The following is a 24,693-nucleotide window of genomic DNA, read 5'->3' as shown; positions in this document are numbered from 1 at the left end:
CGCACTACTCCTTCCGTTGCGCGGGGCGTTTTGTGCCTACCTATATCTTTCCCTCCCCGCTCGGCTCGCGAACGAAACCAAGCGCGACGGCGCCCAAGATCACGTAGACTGCCAGCAGTTCGAAGACGAGCCTATACCCCGCGCCCGGATCGTTCGCAGCGGCACCGATCCTATCGACGAGCACGCCGCCGACGGCCGGCGACAGTACTTGCGGACCCGACGCGCCGATGTTCCAGATCGCCATGAGGGCGCCGGCCCGTCCGGCCGGCAAGAGATTGCACGCCAGCGCCCAGTCGACCGCATAGTAGGCGCCCCAGCCGATGCCGAGTGCGATGGCGACCGCGATGACGTACTGCGTGCTCTGCAGTTGCGAGAGCACGGCCGCACCCGCCGCAAGCACGAACAAAGCGCCGAACATGACGGCTTTCTTCGAGACGCGATCCGCCAAGAGATACGCCGGTACGGTTCCGATGATCGAGAAGCCGACCATCGCGAGCAAAACGCCAAGGCTCATCTGCAGATACGACTGCACGTGGAGCGCGAACCGGAGGAAGAACGCGAAGAACGGCAAGATCAGGTAGAGGCCCATGCTGACGAGTGATCGCGATACGACGAGCCAGACGAACGAGACGCGCTCGGGCCAAGCTACCGCCGGCTTCGATGCGGCATCGTCGGCCTTCGGCGCGGGCTCGTCGCGAACGCCGACGAGCGTCACTGCGAGCGCCGCCAGCAGGACGACGGAGAGGACGATGGCGAGCATGATGAGCCCGTGCGTCACCGTCGCCGCGGGCACGTCAGGATCAGGTTGGACGACGAGCCGCTTCGCAGCGAGCAGGCCGACGGCGTTGCCCGCGAGGCGATAGAACGCCATGACTGCTGAGGCGCCGCCCTGCCGCGATCGCGGGACCTTGTCGGGGATGAGCGCTTGATACGGCCCGCCTGCGATGTTGAGCGATATCTGGACCGCGAAGACGGCGAACACGACCGAGACGAACGACGGCGCCAGCGCGAACCCGAAGAGCGCGACGACGTCGAGCAGCGTGCCCGCGACGATGAACGGGATCCTCCGCCCAGCTCTATCCGATGCGCGGCCGGCGAGGTACTGCGAGACGATCGAGCATGCGGCGCCCGCACCGCTCAAGATGGCGGTCGCCGTGCCGATCGCGCCCGGGGCGACAAAGCGGGCAGTCTGCGCCTGCATCGCCGCGCCGAGCAGCGCGGCCCAGTGCACTTCCCAGGCGAACCAGAACGCGGATAAGACCGCTTGACTACCAAGACGTTTCAGCGCTGCCGCCATCCGTCAGCCTACCTTCGCTTCTTCCGCATGCGCGTACGCGAAATCGATCGGGTCGTCGCAATCCATGGCAAGTGCCGGATCCGCGCCGCGAACGGCTCGGACCTTCGCGCCGAGCAATGCACCCGCGCGCTGCTCGACGTCCGCAAGCGTCAACGTCTTGAAGAGGAACTTGAAGAGCAGCGCAGGCCCGAGCAGCAAAGCGAGCGCGAGCAAACTCTTGCGCGCGCCAAAAGCGCGGCGGATCATCCGGTCATCTTTGACGAGGGGCGAGCGGTTGAGCACGAATGCGCTCGCGCCGGTCCACTCGCCGTCCGCGAGCGTGGCGAAATGCTTGCGGCCCCGCGGGTACGCCCGCAGGAACTCGTCGCGACCGAAGACCGGATAGCCCGCGTCGACATCGGGACCCGTCTTCTCGATGAGGCTCGCGTAACTCGCGGGCGTGACGAACGGCAAGTCCGACGCCGACATGACGATGCGCTCGGTCTGCGCCGCGCCGACCGCAGCGATGAGGTTCTCTTCGCCGGTCGAAAACTCGTCGATCCACTGATCGACGCCGGGCGCCGCCGATCGCGCCGCTGACGGCCCCACGACGGCGATCCGCCCGATGCCGGGCGTCGCGCGAAGTGCGTCGACGACCGTCGCGATCATCGGCTTGCCGTTGACGCGGACGAGAGCTTTGACGTCGGAACCGAAACGCGCCGCCGCGTCGGGCGATAGCCGCCCGCCGGCGGTGATGACCGCATCGAGCACGCCGTGCGCTTCTTTTCCGCTATGACGACGCCCTCGCGCGGTTCACGCTCGGCAAGGATCGCAGACGATCGCGGTCTTCTTCTCTTGGATCGTCGTCACGATAAGGGTTGCCGTGTTCGGACCGCGGGGTTTGAGGAGGGCGATCATCTCGTCCGGTTTCAACGGAAAGGCACGCGTCTTGACGACGAGCCTGCCGATGGTTCGTTCGCGCAAGTACTCGCGGATGCGCTTCACGCCGAAATCCATCGCGTCGCGCACTCGATACCAGCGCACGAACGGGTCGTGCGACGGCTCCGTCATGTCGGTCGTAAGGTAGGCGACTCTGCGATCGAGCACGTGCCAATGCCGAGCCGAGGAGAACGCGCCGATCAGACCCGCACGGATGAGCGCCGGATCGGGTTCGCCGACGAACGCTTGGACGGGCGAGACCGTCGCGGCGACAGACCGGTCGCCGTCGAAGACGTGCGCGCCCTCCGTGTCGATGGCGGTCGCTCGACGTGCGCCATCGTCGCGGGCGAACGTACCGCACCATAGCGCTGCCTCCTTACACGTCCCTCGTTCGGAGATGAACTCGGCTTCGAGCGCAGCATCGCCGAGCGCGTCCTTGATCGACGGATCCGAAAGATCGATCCCCGGCGCCACCTTGACGCACAGCCGCGATTCCGGCAGTTCGCGTGCGCGCGCGAGAAGCGAGGCGAGCGGCGGCGAGTATTCGGCCGTGCTGCGAATGCGGTCAGGGCCGCGGCGGCGAGACGGATCGGCGAAGGCAGCGCTAACGCCATCGAGGGGAACGCGTGTCGCGTCGCCGAGGGTCACGCGCAATTTGGCCTCGAGACCCGCCGCGCGCAAGTTGCCGGCAGCGCATGCGAGCGCGTCGGGATCGACGTCAAATGCATCGACGCTATCTGCGCGCCGTGCGAGCGCGACCGAATCCGAGCCGATGCCGCAGCATAGGTCGGCCACAAGTTCGAGACCGGCGAAACGCTCGGCGCGATAGCGCGCGACCGCGTCCGAGGTCGCCTGTTCGTAACCTGCGCGCGTGAAGAACATCGAACGAGGATGTTCGAACTTGCCGGACGCTTCGGCACGGCGACGCGCGAACGACGTCGCGAGCGCCGCGCGCGCGAGATCGGGCGACGCGAGCGAACGCGCGCGTTGTGCCGCGGCCGCAGCATGCTCTTCGTCGAAGCCCTCGAGCGCCGACAGCAGCGCCGCTCCCTCGGACGAGGCGAGCGCCTCGTACGGACTTATCGCCACGTCGCCGTCGGGCGTCACTTACGTCGTTGCGCCGAGCGTCTCGACGAGGTGTTCCCACGCGCGCGTCGCGCGCTGCGTCGCCGCTCGCACCGATTCCAATTCCGAGCGGACGTCGTCGACTCGCCGGGGATCACCGTAGAGCTCCGGATCGGCGTACGCGGCCTCCAGCTCCCCGCAGCGCTGCTCGAGCCGTTCGATCTCCGCCTCGCACGCCGCGAGCTCGCGTTCGAGCGACGCGCGTTTGTTCTTCGATAGCACGACGAGCGGACGGTCGACGTCGTCATCCGACGATCGATCGGCCGGCGATCGTGCGGGAGCACCGGCTTCTTTCGCCCGGCCGTCGCGCAGCGAACGCTCGAAGTCCTCGTAGCCGCCGTCGAATAAAGTCCATTCGCCGTCGCGGAGCGCGAGAACGCGATCCGCGAGGCGGCGGAGCAGATACCGGTCGTGCGAGACGACCAGCATCGCACCGACGAAACCATCGAGCGCGTTTTCGAGCGCTTCGCGGCTTGCGATGTCGAGATCGTTCGTCGGCTCGTCGAGCAGCAAGCAGTCCGACTCGCGTGTCATAAGTCGCGCGAGCATGACCCGGCGGCGCTCGCCACCGGAGAACTCCTCGACTCGTTTGTCGGCGTGCTCGCCGCCGAGTCCCATCCGCCCGAGCAGCGCTCGCGCTTGCTGCGGCTTCACGCGGCCGGCATCCGAGACGATGTCGACGGCGCGCGCACCGGCGGTGAGTTCAACAGCCGATTCTTGCGAGAAATAGACAGGCTGTACGCCCGACGAGAACTTGATCGATCCTGCATCCGGGGCGACGACGCCCGCGATCATCTTGAGCAGCGTCGACTTACCCGAGCCGTTCGGACCGACGACGGCGATCCGCTCGCCGCGGACGACCTCGAAGCTAAGATCAAGGAAAAGCCGCTCGCGATACGTCTTGGCGAGCGCGTCCGCGACAAGTGCGAAACCGCGGGTCGCCGTGCGCGCAGACGTCAGGCGGACGCCGACAGGGGCGCGACTCGCCTTCGGAGCACCCGGGTCCTCGAGCCTGGCGAACATCTTCTCCCTGCTGCGCACCTGGGCGTAGTTATGCGATCCGTGCGTTCGCAGCTCGGCGATCGCCGCGCGCTGCCGCTCGCGCTCGGCGACGAAGCGGTCGTGGACGCGTCTGGCCTCTTCGTCCTTCTGGCGCCTCGCATCGACATACGCCGTGTACGCCGGCGCCCCGTCCAGCCGCGGATACGTCGCGATCACACCGTCTTCGAGCTCCCAGATCACGGACGCGACGCGATCGAGGAAATAGCGGTCGTGAGAGACGACGATCGTCGCCCGGCGGTCGCGCGCGATCAAGTCTTCGAGAAAGCGCGTCGCTTCGAGGTCGAGGTGGTTCGTCGGCTCGTCGAGGATAAGATAGTCGGGATCTTCGAGGAGCGTCCGCGCGATAGCGGCACGCGTCCGCTGTCCGCCGGAAAGCTCGCCGATCGGCTGATCCAGATCGGTTTCGCCGAGCCCGAACGCCGACAACATCGATCGCATGCGGCGTTCGAAACCGGCGCCGCCGTGCCGCTCGTGCGCCTCGCGGGCTTCGGCGTACGCCTTCAACAGCTTCGATTCGGCTTCTCCATCTCGTCGCCGCGCGGCCTCGGCGATCCGCTCTTCCATCGCACGGAGCTTGCGTTCTTCTTCCCCGACCATCGCAAAAGCGGAGTCCATGACGTCGCGTAGCCGCGCCTGAGGGTCCGCGAGCGCCTCCTGACCGACGTAACCGGCGCGACCGCCGCGCGCGCGAGTCACCGAACCGCCGTCGGCCGCGTCGATGCCGGAGAGGATCCGCACGAGCGTCGACTTGCCGGATCCATTCGCGCCGACGATCGCGATCTTGTCACCGTCGCGAAGGACGCCCGACGCCCGGACGAGCACTTGCCGGGCGCCGTAGAAACGCTCGACGTCGGTGAATCGCAGCCATTCCATGATCAGTGCGCGATGACGACGATCTCGGCAGCGCCGCCGTCGCCGAGCACGCGCTTCGCCTCGTCTATGCGCGCGGTCTCGATCGAGCCGACCGCGGCGACGTCGCCCGCCTCCATGGCGTCGATGAGCTGGAACCCGGCGTGGGTCGACGGCCGTTTGCCGAACGCGCCACCGAGCACTCCGCCCGCTGCGACGCCGACCGCGAAGAACAGCAGCGACGCCGCGAGCGTCCGAAGCGGCGGATCGACGGGCATGAGCGCGCCGATGTTCGTCGGCCCAGCGGCAAGCCCGGCGAGCGCGCCGACGACGCCCCCCAAGACCGCGCCGCGGTTGACGCCTTCGCTCGCGTCCGCTCCCGATGCCACGCCGGGAACGCCGAAGAACGGGTCGAGCGGGTCGAGGTCGTCGGTCGCGCCTACCGCTCGCGCGACCCGTGCCGCTCTGTCTTTGTCGACCGCCCCGACGCGCCAGCCGGCGACGATGCCGTCGTCCGAGAGCTTGCGCATCGTGGTGACTATCGCGTCGTCGCTCGAGAACGCACATCCGACGGTCGCATGGTTCGGCTCGCTCATGACCGAACTATACGTTTTCATCGCATCACGCCCTTCGCGGCTTCGAGATCAGATGACTGAGCGGCCGAAATCCATCGTCGGCTTGGCGGCATCGGTGCGCACGCCCGACGACGAGCCTTCGTATTTCACCGAAGTCCATCGCGGCTATGTCGGATCGACCGGCATCGTGCACGCAATCGTCCCAGCGGTGCCTCGCGACAACCCGCTCGTGAAGGTGAAGTTCCCCCCGGACGACCGGATTGTGTTCTTCCGTCTATCCGAACTCGCGGTCGCAGATCCGGATGAGCAGGCCGAACACGAAAAACACGGCGAACGCGGAAGTCATCTGCCTCGTCCTTAGAGTCCGCGTCCTCGAACGCCGCGCTTCGCGCGGCCGGTCGAGATAAATCTCGACCGCTCCCAAGCCTACTTCTGGTGGATCGCTTTTTCGAGCCAAGCGAGCCCCTCGACGATTCTCGGGCCCGGCCGCTCGAGGATATCGTCGTCGGGCGATACTTCGATCCGGCCGGAACGCACGGCCGCGAGACTGCGCCACGGCTCGCGCGATCGGACATCTTGACCGAACGGCACCTCGCGACCGACGACGATGACGTCGGGCTGCATCGCGGCGATCGCTTCGCCGCTGAGGTCGGGGTATGCCTGATCGACGTTTCCGGCGACGTTGACGCCGCCGGCCATACGGATGAGATCGTCGAGGTAGCTGCTCTTGCCCGCCGTAAAGCCCGGCAGCCCGAGGAGGAACAACACACGCGGCTTCGTCGGCGCGTGCGCGGCCTTCGCCGCAATCGTCGCGACCTGGGCGCGTATCAGCGCCGAGAGCTCGGCAGCAAACGTCTCCGCTTTGCACGCTCGTCCGACGCCGGCGATGTCGGCGTACAGGTCTGCCATGCCGCGATTGGGCAAATACGTCACCGGAACGTCGAGCCGCTCGGCTATTTCCGTCCCTTCCTTTTCTTGATCGTGCAATGCGAGCACGACGGACGGATGGATCGTCGCGAGCGCTTCCAAGTCGACGTGGGCGAGATCGGCGACGTGCGGCAGCTTCTTCGCCGCCGGCGGGTAGTCGTCGAAGGTCGTGTCGGCGATGAGCTCTCCGCCGCACCGGACGGCATACGCTATCTCGGTGATCGACGGAGCGAGCGAGACGATGCGAATGCCAGAGTCATAGGGAGCCGGCTGCGCCGCGGTATTTCGCGACGACGAGCACGCCGCGGCGAGGACCGCAAATGCGGCCGCGAACACGCCGAGCGCACGCCTCACCGCCATGTCTGGGTGAACGTCAGCGACATCGTCGGCCCCAAGACGGGATAACCGTACGATTCCGGCACGCGCTCGCCAGTCAGGTTGTCGAGGCGGAGCATCACCGACGAACCGCCGCCCAGCGACATGCGCCCGAACCCGCCAAGGCTGGCAAACGACGGCAAGAGCACGGTGTTCTTCTCATCCGCATAGCGCTGTCCGGTGTAATCGACATCGACGCCGTACGACGTGCGCGTCCGGTCTCGCTCGACGCGTAAGGCTGCCGTCGCCGTCGGCCGGTAGAGCAGCCGCTTATCCATGGTCAGATCCCTGGCCTCGGTGTAATCCGTGTACGATGCCGACACCGCGAAGCCGGCACCGAACGGCTCTCGCAGCGACGCATCGAATCCGCGGACGCGCGCGCTCGCGACGTTCTCAGGCGCCACGTCGCCGAAGTTATCGATCGGCACGTCGATGATGAGGTTGTTCGTGTCCGTGCCGAAGTAGGTCAGCGATGCGAGCCCGCGCCCGGCCGGTTCAGACGCGCCTACGTCGAAGGTCGCACCGTATTCCGGTTGGAGCGTCGGCGTGCCGAAGTTCGGGAAGTAGCGCTCGTCGAGCGTCGGCGAGCGAAAAGAACGCGCGTAGTTCGCGCGCAGCGCACCGCCGCCAGAGAGCTCTTCGGTGACGCCGACGCTCGGCACGGTCACAGCCGCGACGCCTTGCGGATGCTCGCGCCGCAAGCCGAACGACAGACCCGTCGGCGAGCCGGGCGCGTGGATGTCGTCCTCCACGTACCACGCGGTCGTCGCGTCGCTCGCGATCGTCGGCGCTGCATAGAAGCTCGCGCCGAACGTCGCGCGATCGCCCCGCGTGTCGAAGCCCGCCACGATCGTGTTCGACCTTCCGGCGGTCACGACGTCGCGGACGCTCGCACCGCGAGTCGCGAGCGAAGTGAACGTGTCGAAACCGAACGGCGGCGCCGGGTCGTAGAAATGAAGCCTCCTGCCGTCGGCATAGCCTTGGATCGTGATGTCGTTAGAGCCGCCCTGCCACTCGAAGTCGGCCTCGCTTCGCCCCCAATCGCGCTGCTGCCGGGCAAGACCGCTCGGGCAGAACGCGTTGTTCGGCGGCGCCGCGCAGAATTCGAGATCGCCGGGAGCGCCGACGTCGTTCGTGTCGTCGTTGAGCGAGAGCGAGCCGTGGACTGAGCCGAAGTCGTGTCCGAGCGAGAGCGTCACGTCTTGCGCTTTCGCGTCGTCGTCCGTGCGAGTGCCCGAGGGGATCGTGAGGAAGGCTGGATAGTCGAATTGATCTCGCGCGTGCGACGACCGGGCGTCAAATGACGCAGCGAGGACGCGCGGATCGCCGCCGCGGGCGCTGACGCCGGTCGCGGTCGCGCCCTCGTAGCCGATCTGCTCGTAGGCCGATGCGGATGGGGCGCCCGCTGCCTGCTTTGTGATGATGTTGATGACGCCGCCGACCGCTCCGGATCCATAGAGCGTCGACGCGCCGCCCTCCACGACCTCGATGCGCTCGACGCCGTCCGGCGCGAGCGACGAGAGGTCGAAGTCGCCGAGATCCGCATCGCCCGCCGGACGCCCGTCGATGAGGACGAGCGTCTGTTCCGAGCTCGCACCTCGCGCGAGCAGACTCTCGACGCCGCCGAACGCACCGTTGCGCTTGACGAACAGACCAGGGACGAACGAGAGCGCCTGCGCGAGCGTAGGTGAAGCGAACTCCGCCAGGTCGTCCGACGTCACGACGTACGTCTCGCGCGAGGCGGCCCGAATCGTCGTCGTGCGGCGCTCCGCGGTCGTGACGATCGTGTCGAGAAGTTTCGCGGGGACCGAGGTCGGGGTCGGCGACGGCGCGGGCTGATCCGCTGCAGCCGGACCGGCGGACAAGAACAACGCGATGGCGGACGCTGCGGATCCTGCGATTGTCGAGAGCTTCATTGGTATTCGTCCTTCATTTGAGATCAAGCGCACCGTATCAGCGCGGCAGGCAGACGAGATAGCCTTCGTCGGGATGACGGTGGACTGAAACGTCCGTGCCGAACGCTCGGCGCAACGTATCAGGCTCGAGCACTTCGAGCGGCGACCCGCTCTTGAGCGCGCCGCCGGCGAGCAGCGCGATGCTGTCGGCGAATCGCGCGGCGAGCGTCAGATCGTGGATCGCTGCGGCGACCGCGACGCCGCTCGCCGTAAGCGAACGCAACGTCTCCAGGATCTCGACCTGGTAGCGCAAGTCGAGATGCGTCGTCGGCTCGTCGATGAGGAGCGTGCGCGCCGAGGTCGCCAGAGCCGCCGCGATCCATGCGCGCTGCACCTCGCCGGCGCTGAGCTGCGCGACCGGATCGTCGGCTCGATCGTCGAGTCCGGTCCGCGCGAGCGCGGCTGCGACGGCCGTATCGTCGCTCGGAGAGGGCCGCAAGCGCCACCAAGGACGGCGAAGGGCGAGCCCGTAGTCGGCCAGTTCGCGCGGTGTCACGTCGGAGGGCGGATTGACGGTCGACACGACGAGCGCGAGTCCCTCGGCCGCCGACACCGAACCCGCATCGGGGCGCTGCGTGCGCGCGAGAACGCGCAGCAGCGACGACTTGCCGGATCCGTTCGGACCGACGATCGCGGTGAACGACCCCGTCGGGAGCGAGAGCGAAACGTCCGTGAATATCGTCCGGCGGCCGTACCGAACTGCAACGCCGTTGACAGCGGCGATCGTCGTCATAGCTCCACCGGCCTTCGTGCGACCGCGAGGAAGAATGGAACGCCGACGATCGCGAGCAGGACGCCGAGCGGGATCTCGGTCGGCGGCGCGATCGATCGCGCGAGCGTATCGGCGACGATCACGACCGCCGCTCCGCCGATCGCGCTCGTCGGCAAGAGCCACGCGATGTCGCCGCCGACGAGCCTTCGCGCGCCGTGCGGCACCATGAGGCCGACGAACCCGACGACGCCACTGACGGCGACGCAAGCCGCCGTGATGAGCGCCGCAAGGGAAAGCACGCGCCAGCGTGCGCCGTCGACGTTGAGGCCGAGCCCTGCGGCGGCAGACGTGCCGAGCCGCAGGGCGTTGAGCTGGTGGACAAGCGTCGCCGCGCCGGCGAAGCCGACGGCGAGATAGCTGCCCGACCACCGCAGCTCGAGCCACCCGCGTCCGCCGATGCCGCCGGCGAGCCACGAGAGGACGGAGAGCTCCGACGACGGCTCGAGCCGCAAGAGCACGAGCGTCACGGCCGCACTGCACAACGCCGACACCGCGACGCCGGCCAGCACGAGACGGAGGTTGCCGGCCGCGCCGCTTCCCGCGCCGAGGATGGCGACGACCGCTGCGCACGCGAGACCGCCGACGAACGCGACCGCAGGCACGACCGCGAACGACATCCCTGCGGCGATCCCGAGCGTCGCAGCGAGCGCAGCGCCCGCGGAAACGCCGCTCGCGTACGGATCGACGAGCGGATTGCGGAACAACGCCTGGAGCATGACGCCTGCGACCCCGAGACCGGCGCCGACGCACGCAGCGATGCAGACGCGCGGCAAGCGAAGGTCCCAGAAGATCGTGTGCGCGAGACTCGTCGTGCTCGGATGCGCGGCGGCGAACGCGAGCGCTCCGATCGGCACGCCGACGGAGCCATACGCGAGCGCGGCGCATGCCGCAACGACGGCGGCCGCCGTCAAAGCCGCAAGCGCGACCGTGCGCTTGTAGCGCGAGCGAGTCATGCTGGTCGAAGCACCCTCTTTTTTCGCGAAGAGAGGACTTACGTCGAGCGCTGGTCCGAGGAAGGTCTCCTGGCTCCCGGATCGTGGCCTTCGTACCGTCGCCTTCCCGTCGCTATCGCGGCGGTGGCGGTGTCGGCGGCTCCCCGGTTACAGTGGCGCGACCGCGCCGGATTCTCACCGGCTTCCCTGGCGCCTCGGATCTGTGTTCGCGAATTACTTATGAAGAACGCGCGGGCGCTCCTCTGTTCCGCCGCTGGCCGGAAGGCCTGAGATTGGCTGGCCCAAAAACGCAGACGTAGATGCACTACTACGAGCCCAACTTCATCGGCGAAGCACTCGTCGTCCTCGATCGCTTCGGCGAACGTGCGAAGGTCCTCGCAGGCGGCACGCTTCTCGGCCCGCACCTGCGCGCGAATCCCGGCGCCGCCGACGCGCTCGTCAACCTGAAAAGGATACACGAGCTGTCCGAGATCCGGATCGACGGCGACACGCTGCTGGTCGGCGCCCTCGCGACGGCGCGCTCGATCGCGCGCGATCCTCTCGTCAAACATCACGCGCCGCTCCTCTCGACCGCTGCGTCGTCGCTCGGCGCACCGGCGCTGCGGACCGTCGCGACGATCGGCGGCAACGTGCTCTCGTCGCATCACGCAGCCGACATGGCGTGCGCGCTGCTCGCATGCGACGCCGCAGCGACGATCGCGAAGCTCGACGATGAGATGCTCGTGCTGTCGGTCGAACAGATGCTTTCGCCCGGCTTTGCGGGCTTGCGTGCGGGCTCGCTTCTGGCAGGCTTTCGGATCCCGACGGCGGTCGGTAGCCGCTGCGCGTTCGAAAAGATGCAGACGCGGCAAGCGTTCGAGCTTGCGCTCGTCTCGGTGGGCGCGTCCTTGCGCCTTCGACCCAGCGGCGACGTCGCGGACGCACGCATCGCGCTCGGCGGCGCGGCGGAAACGCCGATCCGCGCGATCGCCGCGGAGCGCGCCATCGCCGGCGGGGGCCTGAGCGATGCCCGCATTGCGCGCGCGGCGCACGCCGCTTCTGAAGTCGACGCCGAGCCGCGCGACGACGAGCGTGCATCGACGGCTTTTCGGCGGCAGCTCGTGCGAACGCTCGTGACGCGGGCGTTGGATTCGATCCGGCGCACGTCCATGGAAGGGGCTTGATCGATGCATGCGATCACGCTCCACGTCAACGGAACGACGCATCGCGTCGTCGTCGATCCGATCGCGCCGCTGCTGCGCGTGCTGCGCGACGAACTCGGGTTGACGGGGACAAAGGAAGGCTGCGGCACGGGGTATTGCGGCGCGTGCACGGTGCTCATCGAGGAACTCCCCGTGAACTCGTGCCTGTATTTCGCGGTCGACGCGGACAACAAACGCGTGACGACGATCGAAGGCCTGTCGCAAGACGGCTCGCTCTCGCCCGTCCAGCAGGCGTTCGTCGACAACGGTGGATTGCAGTGCGGCTACTGCACGCCCGGTATGGTCGTCGCGACGCAAGCGCTGCTCGACGACACGCCCGACCCCTCACCCGAGCAGATCCGATCGGCGCTCGCGGGAAATATCTGCCGCTGCACCGGCTATCAGTCGATCGTCAAGTCGGTGCGCGCGGCTGCCGGCGCCGTGGGCCGGTCGGAGGCCGCGAACGAAACGAAGCGCGGACGCACGCCGGTGAGGTCGCGAGCATGAGCGAGGATCCACGCTGATGGCGTCCGTCGTCGGCACGCATCGCATCCGCGGCGATGCGCGCGCCAAGGCGTCCGGCGCGACGATCTACACGGCCGACGTCGCGCTCGACGATCCGCTCGTCGCGTTCGTCCGCAGATCGCCGCATCCGTTCGCGCGTATCTGCAGGATCGACATCGACAAGGCGCGGGCGATGCCCGGTGTTGCCGCGATCGTCTACTCGGGCAACGTCCCTGAAAAGCGCCTCGCGTTCGGCATCAAAGATCAATACTTGTTCCCGCGCGACTTCGTGCGTTACGCCGGCGAGCCGATCGCGGCGGTCGCGGCCGACACCGAAGCGCACGCACGCGCGGCCGCCGCTGCGATCGAGGTCGATCTCGAACCCGTCGAGCCGATCCTCACGATCGACGACGCGCTCGCCCCCGACGGCCGCCTCGTCCATCCCGATTGGCAGACGTACGAGAAGGGCGAAGGCCGCGTGCTCGACCGCAACACGTGCGGATACAATCGCATCCGGCGCGGCGACGTCGACAAGGCCTTCGCAAGGGCGGATGCGGTCGTCGAGTCGCAGTTCCGTTTCTCGCATGGCATGCCAGCGTATATCGAGCCGCGTGCCGCGCTCGCGCGCAAGGAGCCGGGCGGTGGCCTCACCCTTTGGTGCGGCTCCCAGACGCCGTACGACAACCGCGACAGTTTGGCGGAATTTTTCGACCTCGACGTCGAGAAGGTGCGATTCGTCAACCAATTCGTCGGCGGGGGATTCGGGGGCAAGCTCGTCATGGCGGCGGAATGGTATGCGGCGGCGCTCGCGCTTGCGTGCGATCGACCGGTGCGCCTCGTCTGGTCGCGCCTTGAAGACAGCCTCAACGTCTACCCGCGACATGGCGGCCGCGCGACGTTCCGCTCGGGCGCACGCAAAGACGGCACGCTGCTCGCGATGCGCGCGTCGATCGTCTTCGACACCGGCGCGTACCTCGGCTGGGGCGGCGGCAGCGCGCTCATCGCGTCGATGCTCGCATCCGCGCCGTATCGTATCCCGGATCTGGACATCGAAGCGAGGCTCGTCTATACGAACAAGCACAACGCCGGGCCGGTCCGCGCGCCCGGCGGACCGCAGACGAACTTCGCGAAAGAGCTGCACATCGATCAGCTCGCGCGCGAACTCGGCATCGACCCGCTCGAGTTCCGCCTTCGCAACGCTTGGGTCGAAGGCGACTCGGGCCCGACCGGGCAGCGCCTCGAAGGTGTCAGCGCAAAAGACGTGCTGGAGCGAGCGGCACGCGCGATCGGATGGGGAACGCCCAAGCAGGCGGGCCGCGGCCGCGGTCTCGCGTGCACGTGGTGGTTCTCCTCGTGCACCGAGTCGCGCGCGCGCGTCGAGATAACAGGCGAAGGCCGTGTCCGGCTGCACTCGGGCAACCCAGAGGTCGGAACCGGCTCGGCTGCGTGGGCGTTGCCGATGCTCGCCGCCGACGCGCTCGGCATCGCACCGGAAGATATCGAGATCGTCTTGGCGGACACGGCGTCGGCGACGTACGACGGCGGCGTGGGCGGAAGCGGCTCGACGTTCGGCTCGGGCATGGCCGCCGAGAACGCGGCGAAAGACGCGCGCGAAAAGCTCATCGCGCGTGCCGAAGACGTGCTCGAAGCGCGTGCCGAGGACATCGAGCTGCGAAGCGGCCGCGCATATGTCCGCGGCGCACCCGATCACTTCGTCGATTTCGCGGCGCTCGCCAAATCGGCGGGCGGCATGATCGAAGGTAAAGGTGAAGCCGTCGGCTCGGACGATCCCGAGTTCGACGCATCGCTCGTCGAGTCGCACTCGTTCGCCAGCTGGATGGCGCCTTCGTTCACCGCGACCGCGGCCGAAGTCGATGTCGACGCCGAGACCGGCCGCGTCCGCGTCCGCAAGCTCGCGACTGCGCAAGACGTCGGCTTCGCGGTCAACCCGCCCGGCGTCATCGGACAGATCGAAGGCGGCGCGGTGCAAGGTCTCGGCTGGGCGCTCACCGAGGAGATGCGTTACGAGGACGGACGTTTCGTCAACCCGAGCTTGGGCGGCTATCTGCTTCCGACCGCCGTCGACGCTCCCGAGATCGAGGCGATCATAGTCGAGCATCCGTCAAAGGAAGGACCGCGCGGCATGAAAGGCGTCGGCGAACCCCCGGTGACGACGCCGGCGGGTGCGATCGGCAATGCGATCCGCGACGCTGTTGGCGTCGTGCCCTACGAAGCGCCGATGACGCCGGAGCGCGTCTGGCGCGCGATCGAGGAGAATCGCGGATGAGGACGATGCGTGCCGCGGCGATCGTCGCTGCGTTGTCGATAGCGGCGTGCTCCAAGGCGACCCAATCGGCGGGCGTCGCCGCATCGAATCCCTGGACGGTGCCCGGCGTCGTCCGCATCAGCATCAACACCGACGTCAACTCGTTCGACCCGATCGTCGCGCAGCTCTATGCGGAGAACTACGTCCAGGAAGCGATCTTCAGCGGGCTCGTCAAGTACGACTCGACCGAGAACCTCGTGCCCGATCTCGCGACGCAAGTGCCGACCCTCTCGAACGGCGGCATCAGCAAGGACGGCCGCAGCATCACGTATCATCTTCGCAGGAACGCGGTCTGGCAGGACGGGGTGCCGGTGACTTCCGCGGACGTCCGATTCACCTACGACCTCATCATGGATCCGAAGAACAATTCGCCGGTCGAATCGACGTACGCGCGCATCGAGCGCATCGACACGCCGGACCCGCGCACCGTCATCTTGCGGCTGCGCGAACCGTTCGCGCCGGTCCTCAGCCAGGTCTTCTGCGTCGGCGGCTTCGGGCAGATCGTGCCGGAACACGTGCTCGCGCACACGACCGACCTCAACCGCGACCCGTTCAATACGCATCCCGTCGGGAGCGGCGCGTACATGCTCGCCCGCTGGGATCGCGGTTCGACGATCGTTTTGAAAGCCAATCCGCGCTACTTCGGCGGCGCACCGCACGTGCACGAGATCGACGTCGAGATCCTGCCGAACGAGGACACGCAGCTCGTCACGATGCAAAGCCACCAGCTCGACGTCGCGACGCAAGCGCGGCCGACACAGATCGAGCCGTACAAACGGATCACCGGCATCCACGTCGTCGTCGCGCCCACGTACCTCGAGGATTTCATCACGCTCAATCTCACGCATGCGCCGTTCGACGACGTCCGCGTCCGCCGCGCGCTCGCGATGGCGATCGATCGCGATCGTGTCGCCTCGACCGCGTTCAACGGCACCGCGGTGCCGGCGACGTCGCTCATGCCGCCGAACAACTGGGCATTCGATCCCGACAACGGTTCGCCGTCGTTCGATCTCGTCGGCGCGCGCCGGCTGCTCGACGAAGCGGGTTGGGTCGTCGGCGCAGATGGTATCCGTGAGAAGGACGGCAAGCGGCTCTCGTTCGAGTTCATCCACACGACGTCGACGACCGGCGCGGCGATTTCCGAAGAGCTTCAAAGCGCGTGGCACGATATCGGCGCCGACGTACAGCTGCGTTCGGTCCCTCGCAACGTGCTCGTGGGGCAGATCGAGCCGGCCGGAACGTTCGACGCGCTTCTCTCAGGCTACGGGTACGACGTCGACCCCGACCGGTCGCAGCTGATCGAGACGCGTTTCATCGAACCGCACGGCTTCAATTCGGCGAGATACTCGAGCGCCGACGTCGACCGGTGGACGGAAGCGGCGAACGCGACGTACGACCGGGCGACTCGCAAGAAATACTACGCGCTCATACAGCGACGGCTCAACGAGGACTTACCCTACATCCCGATCGATTGGGAGCAGTTCGTCTACGGCGTCAGCGACGATCTGCGCGGCTTCGCCCCGGAGACGGTCAACTCCGATTTCTGGAACGTCCAAGACTGGTCCATCTGAACGATCCGTCGAACGTTCGCAAATCGGGCAGGGAGCGGTCGAGATTTATCTCGACCGTAGACGGCCTCGCAGTTGAAAGACCGCGGCGGTCGAGCTAAAGCTCGACCGCTACATTTTCTCTTGCGGCGACCTTAGCGCAGAATGCCGCCTGAGTAGAGATACGTGCCGGCGCAGGGCACGCCCGCACACGTCGCGGGTTTGAACGTCGACAACCTCACGCAATCGATGGCGAATCGATCGACGTCTGTCTGGCCCGAGCCGATGAGGACTTTCGCATCGGTGACTTTTCCGGTCGCGTCGAGGTTCACGAGGATGAGATCCTCACCCACGCCGGCGGGCACGGATGGAGCGATCACCTCCCTTACCATCGTAGCCGCGGTGTGGGGAGGCGTCGCGAGCGGATCCCCGGCATAGCGCCAACGCCGGGTGCTCGTGACGTCGAGAACGCGCAGGCGCGCGACGACGCTGCCGACCGTCTCCGCCACGAGATAGCCCGAACCGAAAGGCCACACGATGATGCCGGGCGTCGATGGCTTGACAATCGTCGGACCGGCGCCGACCGATGCAGCTGCCGTCGCCGCCTTCGACACGTCTATGCCGAGCATCGGCGCCTCGGATGGCTGAGCGGTCGAGCCGCCGCGAGCCGGTGCGACGAGGACGCTTTCGACGACCAGATCGTCGTCGGTGTAGATCTCGCGGTCGAGACCGTCGCGCTCGGACCATTGCCAGAAGCTCCCGTAGTCGGTCGTCTCCGCGACATCGGGGAAGCCGAACCGCTTCTCGACATCGAGCACGGACGAGCCGACTGCGACGCCTGCGAGCGTCGGCGGTGTCGCGGACGTGGCTGCGCATAGCGTGAGCCAGGCGACGAACGCGATGGCGATACCTGGTCGGCGAGCCATCATGCGCCGTATGCCGAGAGCAAGTCTTGGTCGGCGGCCCAGCGCGGCGTCGAGCCGTAGCCCGTCGCGCGTGCCGCAACGTCGGCACGCGACAACGCGTAGGCGAGCGCGCGTCGCTCTTCTTCTATATACATCCGCTTCGCGCCGTGTTTGGCATAGTACCACGCGAACTTCGCCGTCTGCGATGCGCCCCCGGCTACGTTCTCGCGGGCGATGAGACCCCACTGCTTCGTGAAGGAGAGCGCGTGCGAGACATAGATCCGCGGGAAGCGATTGTGTGCCACGCCTGTGACGAACACGTATGGCGCGCGCGATCCTTTGACGCCGGCGATCGTCTCGCTGCCGACGGCGTCGCCGCCGGCCTTTGAGGGTTCGATCGCCGCCAGACCAGATTCGAGCGTGCGCGCCACATCGCCGAGTCCGCCGGGCTGCCCGCACGCCGCCGCTACGAGACGCCTCGCATCCTCGGAAAGGCGCTCGCGCAGATGCTCGGGCGCGGCGTGCCACTCGGCTCGGAACCCACCGACTTCGCTGAGGTATGCGAGCGCTGACGGAGGACTCATGCGCGCACACGCCGTCCGCCACGCCTTCGAGCGCTCCCGGAACGTCACGAGCGAGACGCGCGCATCTTCCGACAAGCGCTGGTCGGCTAGTCCGTAGAGGACGTTTTCGGCTAGGGTCGTCGAGGCGACGCCGCGCCCGCCGCTCAAGCGCGCGTCGTCCAGCCCGACGTCGAGCGCCAGTTGGTCCGCGTCCTCCGGGTCGCGGCACAAGCGCAGCAACGACAGGTCGGACAGCGCGACGACCGGCGACGAAAGAACGCGCAGCAAGTGCGCGTGATCGTAGGGGTCGTCGACGACGCACGCAAGCGCGAGCAAGTCGGCGATATCATCGGACGCCTGCCACGACTCGCGCGGTGCCGCGATCGGCACGCCGCGCTCGGACAGAGCACGGACGTAGATGGCGGCCGCGTGCCGGTCGCGCGTCAACACGAGGACGTCCGAAGGTCGAGAGCCCTGATCGAGCAGCTCGCGGATGTCGCGCGCGACGGCGTCGGCTTCGGCGCCTTCGTCCGAGAACCGCGCCGCGGTCGTCGCGCAGCGGCTCGCCGGCGGCGGCAGCACGATCTTCTCGGCAGACACATCGAGCGCAAGCGCGCGGCGCCCGCGGATGCCTTCGATCGCCGACGACGGGCAGATCGCGGCGGCAAGCCGCACGCCGCCGGCGCGACCTAAGATCTCGAGCAAAGGCGCGAGCGCCGGCTCGGCGTCCTCCGCATCGTCGACGACGAATCCGCCGGATCGCGCGGCGAGCCGTGCGACCGCGTCCGGATCGCGCTCGAGCCAGGCGACGCCTTCCGCGATGACGTCTTCCGCGCACAACACGCTCCTGCCGCGCGCGAGGCCGGCGTACTCGCCATACAGGAAGACGAGCATCACCGCTAGATCGCGTTCGGCGCGTCGCTGCACGCGAAGCTGATCGACCGTCGCCGACATCGCTTCACGCCCGCGACGGCTCGCGTTCGATCGAACGCTGCCGTCGGCACAAAGCGCACGTGCTCGCTCGACATCGGCTCCGTAGAACGCTTCGATGCCTCCGGCACAACCCGCGCTGAAGCTCTCGGGATCGACGAGCCTGCGCCGAAGCTGTTGGAAAAGGCGCGCAGTCTCTTCGAAAAAGACGTCGGGCCGGGCCAAGAACGGAAGATCGAGGACGAACTCGGTGCTGCGGAAACCTGGCCACGTCATGTCGAGTATCGTACGGCCGGCCTCTCGAGCGAGCGCGATCGAATCTGCTTCCGCTCCGACCGCCAGGCGCGGCGATGCGCCGGACGCGGCGAACTCGCGACGCATCCACGATGCCAAATGCCCGGGAAGGGTCTCCACGACGATCCCTTCGCTGATCCCTAACCGTATCGCACTCGCAAGAAAAGCAGCGCGCGACGCATCGTTCGCGCAGACGACGGTGACCGGGCCTGCCTCGGCCCAGCGCCCTGCGAGCGCAGCGAGTGCGGTCGTCTTTCCGGAGCCGGGCGGCCCCGTGACGAGCAGCGGCGACGGACCGTCGAACGACGCGACGCTCCGCTGCGCTTCGGAGAGCGGCACCGGCTGTTCAGCGAGCAAAGATCCGCTCCTGGTCATCGGGTCGCTCGCGGCACGAAGCGGCGTACGCGCAGTACGAACATGGCGGATCGTCGCCGACCGCGAAATGATCGAAGCCCTCGGTCGTGATCTCGTCGCACCGGCGCGTCAGCGCGGCGAGCGATGCCTCGAGATCGGCGAGCGAACACGTCGCGCGCAGGACACCGGCGCGTTCGCGCCTCGGCGCGACCGACTTGCCGGATTCGTCGGCGATGTCGAGCGCGAGCACCCACGTGCGATCGCGGGCGTCGCGGATCGATACGAGCGCGATACGCGCCACCTGGTCACCGCGCGCGCGGCGCATCGCGTAGTAGAGAGCGAGCTGCGCCTCATCGCCGGTACGCACCTGTCGCAGGTACTCCTCCGGATCTTCTTCGATGCGGCCGGTCTTGTAGTCGAGGATCGTGACCGGACCGCCGCCCGCAGGGCGGTCGACGCGATCGATGTAGCCGACGAAGCGATGGTCGCCGAGCAGGACATCATGTCGCTCTTCGACATCCGAGATCTCGAGCGGCGCGTCCGCCGTCTCTTCGAAGAGCCAGCGGACGTAATGGCGCGCGACCTGACGTGCGCGCAACCGGAGCACCGCGTACTCGAGCTCCGACTCGAACTCGCGACTCGCGACGCCGAACGCGGCGTCGAGCTGCAAGCAGAGCTTGTCGAGGACTTCGCCGCGCTGCCACGCGGACGGGATGCGCACCTCGCGATGGAGCGCCTCGAGCGCGGCATGGAAGACCTTTCCGTACACTGCGTTCGACGTCGTGCGTTCGTCGACGGCATCGCAGAGATACTCGTAGAAAAATCGGCGCGGACATTTCACGAACATGTTGAGCCGCGACGCCGAGAACGTCATGCGCGGAGCGACGACCATGCCGCCGCTCTCCGGAAGCGGACGATCCAGCCGTACGCGGACATTCTCAGCTTCGCCCCGCTGCTGCAAGAAGCGCGCGACCACTTCATTCGCAGGCAAACGAACGCGCACATGAGGCCCGTGGAACAGCGGTCCGTCGCAGCCGATCGCGGTCGCAAACGCCGCGACATCGACGGCTCCTCCCGGTGCGTCGTCGAAGTCGATCCGAGCTGGATGGCTAGTATCGGTGCCGATAGGCACGAGCCGAAAATCATCGGAGATGCGAGCCGTCGAGAGCGCGTCACAAAGTAGCGCCGCTCGCACGCCAAACGACGGCGGATCGTCGAGCGAGTCCCAAACCGCGTCTGCCGATGCAGCGTGCTTCGCGACGTCCGCGTCGCAAACGCCTGTCGCTTCGACTGCGGCGCGAAGCGCTCCGCGGCGCTTTCGGCCGCCTCGGCGTACTACTTCGAGGCGATCGAACCACTCGACGGCACGCTCGCGCGAGCCGATTCCGCGAAATGCCGCTCCCGTTGTGCGCAAACCGGCGCGCAGCGACCGCTGACCCGCGAGCCTCTCCGCCGCTTTCAGCTCTGCGACGTCGAAATCGCCGGCGAGCGCCTCGACAAGCGACCGGTCATCGCTCGAGAACGCCGCCCGTAGAACGCGGATGGCCGGCGGATCATCGACGCCGAGGGCTGCGACGACGTCGCGAGGCACCTCGGCGCGCTCAAAGCCATCACGCGCGACGATGTCGAGCGCTTCTGCAAGCGAGCTCGCAGCGATTTCAAAGCGATCCTGCGTTCCAGGTATCGCGGTCGACGCGGCGATGCCGGGCGATGCGGCGCGCAGCGTACCGCGCATGGCAAGCAGCACGCGAGCTACAGTCGCGATCGACTGTTCGGCGTCGGCGCACGCCGCGGCCAGCGCAGCATCCGAGACGCCGGCGTTTTCCACGGCCCTGCTCAGCGAGCAGAACTCGTCGAGCGCACCGCGATCGGACGCAAGTACTGCGAGCGACGGCTCGGCGATCAGTCCGCGATACGCCGCCGCCCTCTCCGCCGCGGACAACGGTTATTTCAGCGCGGCTTCGAGCCGCGCGAGCGAAGCACCGACGCAATCGATCGTCAGCGCGAGCATGGCGCTCAGGTCGCCGGCGTCGGATTGACGCAGGCCGTCGTAGTAGCGATCGGCGTCATCCGAGCGCACGATCGCCGGCGGGTAGCCAGAGCCGCTCAGCACCATGCTCGAAAGCAGGCGTCCGACGCGGCCGTTCCCGTCGAGGAACGGCGAGATGTTCTGGATCTTCGCCTGCGCCGCCGCCGCTTTCGCGAGCGTCGCGGCGCTCGTCTCATCGAGCCACTCGGTGAACTCGCGCACGAGCGCCGGCACGAGCGCCGATTCCGGCGGAAGATAATCGGAGCCGACGATGCGCGTGTCGATCCTACGATACGTGCCGGCGTTCTCGTCGTCGATAGCTGCGAACAGCAGCATGTGGAGTTCGCGGATCGCACGCTCCGTCAACGGTGCCTGACTCTTAGCGAGCACGTCGACGTGCCCGAGCGCTTTGTGCAGATTGACCGCCTCGAGATGTTCGCGCAGCGTGAGACCGCCCACCGTCTCGCCGCGCAGCACGAGCGCCTCCGTCTGAACGCGGTCGAGCCGGTTGCCGCGCACCGCGTTCGAGTGGTAGATCTCATCGAGATGGAGCTCGGCGCGGATCGCCCCGGCGGACGCGATCGCGGCGGCGCCGCGCCGCCATAACGCCTTGACCCGTTCGTCGACCTCGCGCATTCGCGCCTCGAGCGCTCCGTCGAAGCGCAGACCGATCGCTTCTTCCTCCGCCCGGGGCGCCTTGTCCAAGCCAAGGCGCTGCAGGTCGACGTTCTGGCTCCGAAGCCAATCGAGCGCCACCGCCTCGAGCCGCCGTTGGCGATACGACAACCACGAACGCCTGGCGCGCGGGAATGCGCCGATGACTTGAAGGAAGCGTGCGGGCGATGGGCCGGCCGCGGCAGAATGAAGACGTTCGGCCAGCTCGCCGTCAGCGAGCGTCGCGATGAAGTCGCGGATCATCTCGTGCGCATCGGCATGCGAGAGCGGATGGACGGCGACGGCGTCGTTGCGAGAAGAGCAGCCGCGTGCGCCCGGATCGTCGGCTGCGTACGGCTCGAGCCGGCAATCGGAGAGGATGAAAAAGTAGCGGAACTGGCCGCTGCGGTCGTCGAGTGCGTCGGCCAGCTCTTCTAATATGAAGTTTCGCACGCAAACGCGGTTTTCGAGCGGCCGTCCCGCAAAGCCTCGCAACGCTTGCCGGGCGTCGTGTCGAGCATCAAAGTTTGACGTTATAATAAGGAATCAAGCCGCCAATCCCGATTATATTAGCACGAGCTATGTGTCCCGTAACCTTGCGGGCACAGCCCGAGGACGACAAGACCGATCATGCTGCCAATCTTTTTCGGTGTAACAATTCCGGGGGCGGTCCGGTCGTATCACCTAGAACCGGTCTCGCTGGGCAAAGACCTTGCCCTGATGCAGCGCATCGCCAACGGCGACGGCGAAGCGTTCGCAGAGCTGGTGAGGCGATACACACGGATGCTCTACAACGTCGCGTACCGATACAATGCTTCCTCGGCCGAGGACCTCGTCCAGGAATCGTTCCTGCGCGCCTACCAGCATGCCAACACGTTTTCGGGGCGCAGCAAAGTATCGTCTTGGCTCTACCGCATCTGCGTGAACGTCTGCCTCACCCATCAAGGCAAGTCGGGCGTGCCGATGGCGGACATCGATGACGTGAACGAAGCGGAACTCGTCAGCCGGACCGAAGATCGGCCGGATGCGACGGCGGTCCGCGGCGAGACGTTCCGCGAGCTCGAGGATGGCTTGCGAGCGTTGCCTAGCCAGCAGCGAATGGTCTTCATCCTTCGGGAGCTTCAGGGACTCTCGTACGGCGAGATCGCCGACATCCTGGGCATGAACGAGCAGGCGGCTCGCACCAACCTGTGTCGCGCCAAGCGGCGCCTCCAGGTCTGGCTCGACCCGCTGATCAGTTAGGGAAGGAAGCGCACGTAAATGGAATGCTCTGAAGCGCTCGATCTTCTCTACTCGTCGTTCGACGGGCAGATCACGCCCACCCAACAGTCGCTCCTCGACGGCCATCGCCGCACCTGCTTCGCATGCGCGAGCAGCATGATCAAGGCGGAACGGTTCCAAGAGCTGATCCGGCACGTGCCGCAGCTTACTGTGCCGCGCGGCCTCGAACAACGGATCATCAGCCGCGTCGTCCATGGCAGCTCGTCATCGACGCCTTCCGACAAGGTCCGCTCGATCACGACCGCCGCTCGTCAGAATTGGCGCCAGGCGAGCGCCTTCGGCGGCGTCCTCGCAGCCGCGCTCGCGGTCGGTGTCTACGTCCACAACGCGAGTCTACCGGTGAGCGGTCCGCCGCTCGTCGCCGCCGTCCAAGGCGCTCTCGAGACGATCGACAACGGCGCGACGACGAACGTCGCGAACGGCACGATGGATATCACCGGCGGCTCGACCGTCGCGAACACATCGATCAACCCGGCGGTCGTCGCTCTCACCGCGCACCTCAACATGACGCTCCAGGGCGGCTCGCAGGTGCACTTCGAGCGCGTCGCGACCGACCCGAAGACCGGCAACATCAACGAGATCGACGTCCACGTCGACCGCGGCGGCGTCCAGGTCCACGAAGATCTCCACCACGAAGCATCGCCGATCAAGATCGCGACCGATCAGGCGACCGTCGTACCGACCGGCACGACCTTCTCCGTCGATCAGCGCCTGACCGGAACGCACGTCACCGTGAACAAGGGCAGCGTCGCGGTCTACACGGCGGGTCGCGTGATGAACCTGCTCGCGGGCCAAGGCATGATGATCGCCGCGAACGGCGGCGTCCTACGCGACAAGCCGGTGAAGCCGGCGACGACCACGCCTACGAAAGACATCGTCACCAAGCAGCACTCGTAACCCTCAAGCAGCCCGTATCGGATCAGGGGGCGGCGCAGGCCGCCCCCAATTTTTTTATCTTGTCTTCAATCGACTTGGGGAGCGGTCGAGATTCATCTCGACCGCCGCGATATTGCTCGAAGGATATGTAGCGGTCGAGCTTTAGCTCGACCGAAGACGACCTTGCAGTTGAATGACCGCGGCGGTCGAGATGAATCTCGACCGCTCCCTTACCTGAGTGAATGACCGCGGCGGTCGAGATGAATCTCGACCGCTCCCTTACCCTGAGTGAATGACCGCGGCGGTCGAGATAAATCGGCGCTTCAGGCTTTCTGGTGGCTCGGCGATAGGTCGAGGCCGCCGCAATGGAAGTAGATGGCCTGGGCAAAGCGTGCTTCGTTTCGGAAGCCGCGGGCCTGGTATTTGACCCATTGGATCTTG

At 67.1% G+C, this 24,693-nt stretch carries 20 protein-coding genes and 1 riboswitch; of the genes, 7 read left to right on the top strand and 13 right to left on the bottom strand.

What is annotated here, in order from left to right:
* Positions 1–40: 40 nt before the first annotated feature.
* From VFO25_11365 to VFO25_11345, 5 genes are read right to left on the bottom strand one after another with little or no spacing between them, the layout of a single operon-like run.
* Positions 41–1,297 (bottom strand): MFS transporter, encoded by a 1,257-nt coding sequence (locus tag VFO25_11365; protein HET9343500.1) that lies wholly within the window; start codon positions 1,295–1,297, stop codon positions 41–43.
* A 3-nt stretch (positions 1,298–1,300) separates the two neighbouring features.
* The gene (locus VFO25_11360) at positions 1,301–2,047 is read right to left on the bottom strand and encodes an NTP transferase domain-containing protein (protein HET9343499.1); all 747 of its coding nucleotides are present in this window, start codon (positions 2,045–2,047) and stop codon (positions 1,301–1,303) included.
* 42 nt (positions 2,048–2,089) lie between these two features.
* Complete coding sequence (locus VFO25_11355) at positions 2,090–3,322, bottom strand: methyltransferase domain-containing protein (protein HET9343498.1); 1,233 nt, start codon at positions 3,320–3,322, stop codon at positions 2,090–2,092.
* A complete protein-coding gene (locus VFO25_11350) occupies positions 3,323–5,275 on the bottom strand; it encodes an ABC-F family ATP-binding cassette domain-containing protein (protein ID HET9343497.1) in 1,953 nt (650 codons plus the stop codon). It abuts the gene before it with no gap.
* Between the two features lie 2 nt (positions 5,276–5,277).
* A complete protein-coding gene (locus tag VFO25_11345) occupies positions 5,278–5,868 on the bottom strand; it encodes a hypothetical protein (GenBank protein ID HET9343496.1) in 591 nt (196 codons plus the stop codon).
* A gap of 31 nt (positions 5,869–5,899) precedes the next feature.
* On the opposite strand from VFO25_11345, the gene VFO25_11340 reads away from it, so the two are divergent.
* A complete protein-coding gene (locus VFO25_11340; protein ID HET9343495.1) occupies positions 5,900–6,187 on the top strand; it encodes a hypothetical protein in 288 nt (95 codons plus the stop codon).
* 65 nt (positions 6,188–6,252) lie between these two features.
* Here the strand turns inward: VFO25_11340 and VFO25_11335 are convergent, their stop codons facing one another.
* Genes VFO25_11335 through VFO25_11320 form a run of 4 tightly spaced genes read right to left on the bottom strand, consistent with a single transcriptional unit; the run spans position 6,253 to position 10,808 of the window.
* Positions 6,253–7,113, bottom strand: a complete 861-nt coding sequence (locus VFO25_11335; protein HET9343494.1) for a helical backbone metal receptor — start codon at positions 7,111–7,113, stop codon at positions 6,253–6,255.
* Positions 7,104–9,044 carry a TonB-dependent receptor gene (locus VFO25_11330; protein ID HET9343493.1) on the bottom strand — a complete coding sequence of 647 codons (1,941 nt, stop codon included), beginning with the start codon at positions 9,042–9,044 and terminating at the stop codon, positions 7,104–7,106. The genes VFO25_11335 and VFO25_11330 overlap by 10 nt, the downstream gene beginning before the upstream one ends.
* Positions 9,045–9,081: 37 nt before the next feature.
* On the bottom strand, positions 9,082–9,816 hold the full coding sequence (locus VFO25_11325; protein HET9343492.1) for an ABC transporter ATP-binding protein: 735 nt from the start codon (positions 9,814–9,816) through the stop codon (positions 9,082–9,084).
* Positions 9,813–10,808 (bottom strand): iron ABC transporter permease, encoded by a 996-nt coding sequence (locus VFO25_11320; protein ID HET9343491.1) that lies wholly within the window; start codon positions 10,806–10,808, stop codon positions 9,813–9,815. The genes VFO25_11325 and VFO25_11320 overlap by 4 nt, the downstream gene beginning before the upstream one ends.
* A 41-nt stretch (positions 10,809–10,849) precedes the next feature.
* Positions 10,850–11,035, bottom strand: a riboswitch (cobalamin riboswitch).
* A 72-nt stretch (positions 11,036–11,107) separates the two neighbouring features.
* On the opposite strand from VFO25_11320, the gene VFO25_11315 reads away from it, so the two are divergent.
* From VFO25_11315 to VFO25_11300, 4 genes are read left to right on the top strand one after another with little or no spacing between them, the layout of a single operon-like run.
* Positions 11,108–11,971 carry an FAD binding domain-containing protein gene (locus VFO25_11315; GenBank protein ID HET9343490.1) on the top strand — a complete coding sequence of 288 codons (864 nt, stop codon included), beginning with the start codon at positions 11,108–11,110 and terminating at the stop codon, positions 11,969–11,971.
* A gap of 3 nt (positions 11,972–11,974) precedes the next feature.
* Complete coding sequence (locus VFO25_11310; protein ID HET9343489.1) at positions 11,975–12,496, top strand: (2Fe-2S)-binding protein; 522 nt, start codon at positions 11,975–11,977, stop codon at positions 12,494–12,496.
* A gap of 16 nt (positions 12,497–12,512) precedes the next feature.
* The gene (locus tag VFO25_11305) at positions 12,513–14,780 is read left to right on the top strand and encodes a xanthine dehydrogenase family protein molybdopterin-binding subunit (protein ID HET9343488.1); all 2,268 of its coding nucleotides are present in this window, start codon (positions 12,513–12,515) and stop codon (positions 14,778–14,780) included.
* Entirely contained in the window at positions 14,777–16,390 is a 1,614-nt protein-coding gene (locus VFO25_11300) for a peptide ABC transporter substrate-binding protein (GenBank protein HET9343487.1), read from the top strand. Before VFO25_11305 ends, VFO25_11300 begins: the two co-directional genes overlap by 4 nt.
* A 131-nt stretch (positions 16,391–16,521) precedes the next feature.
* On the opposite strand, the gene VFO25_11295 is transcribed toward VFO25_11300, so the two are convergent.
* From VFO25_11295 to VFO25_11280, 4 genes are read right to left on the bottom strand one after another with little or no spacing between them, the layout of a single operon-like run.
* Positions 16,522–17,295 carry an energy transducer TonB gene (locus VFO25_11295; protein HET9343486.1) on the bottom strand — a complete coding sequence of 258 codons (774 nt, stop codon included), beginning with the start codon at positions 17,293–17,295 and terminating at the stop codon, positions 16,522–16,524.
* Positions 17,292–19,415: an AAA family ATPase gene (locus VFO25_11290; GenBank protein ID HET9343485.1), complete on the bottom strand. Its 2,124-nt coding sequence runs from the start codon at positions 19,413–19,415 to the stop codon at positions 17,292–17,294. The genes VFO25_11295 and VFO25_11290 overlap by 4 nt, the downstream gene beginning before the upstream one ends.
* Positions 19,405–21,354 carry a PD-(D/E)XK nuclease family protein gene (locus VFO25_11285; protein ID HET9343484.1) on the bottom strand — a complete coding sequence of 650 codons (1,950 nt, stop codon included), beginning with the start codon at positions 21,352–21,354 and terminating at the stop codon, positions 19,405–19,407. The genes VFO25_11290 and VFO25_11285 overlap by 11 nt, the downstream gene beginning before the upstream one ends.
* Before the next feature lie 3 nt (positions 21,355–21,357).
* The gene (locus tag VFO25_11280) at positions 21,358–22,548 is read right to left on the bottom strand and encodes a Fic family protein (GenBank protein ID HET9343483.1); all 1,191 of its coding nucleotides are present in this window, start codon (positions 22,546–22,548) and stop codon (positions 21,358–21,360) included.
* Between the two features lie 267 nt (positions 22,549–22,815).
* Here VFO25_11280 and VFO25_11275 point away from each other — a divergent pair, with 267 nt between their 5' ends.
* Positions 22,816–23,337, top strand: coding sequence for an RNA polymerase sigma factor (locus VFO25_11275; GenBank protein ID HET9343482.1), 522 nt, complete (start codon positions 22,816–22,818; stop codon positions 23,335–23,337).
* A gap of 18 nt (positions 23,338–23,355) precedes the next feature.
* Positions 23,356–24,273: a FecR domain-containing protein gene (locus VFO25_11270; GenBank protein HET9343481.1), complete on the top strand. Its 918-nt coding sequence runs from the start codon at positions 23,356–23,358 to the stop codon at positions 24,271–24,273.
* Positions 24,274–24,693 lie beyond the last annotated feature (420 nt).

This window comes from Candidatus Eremiobacteraceae bacterium, from assembly GCA_035710745.1.
Taxonomy (GTDB): domain Bacteria; phylum Vulcanimicrobiota; class Vulcanimicrobiia; order Eremiobacterales; family Eremiobacteraceae; genus JANWLL01.
This window is presented reverse-complemented; position numbering and strand designations above follow the sequence as displayed.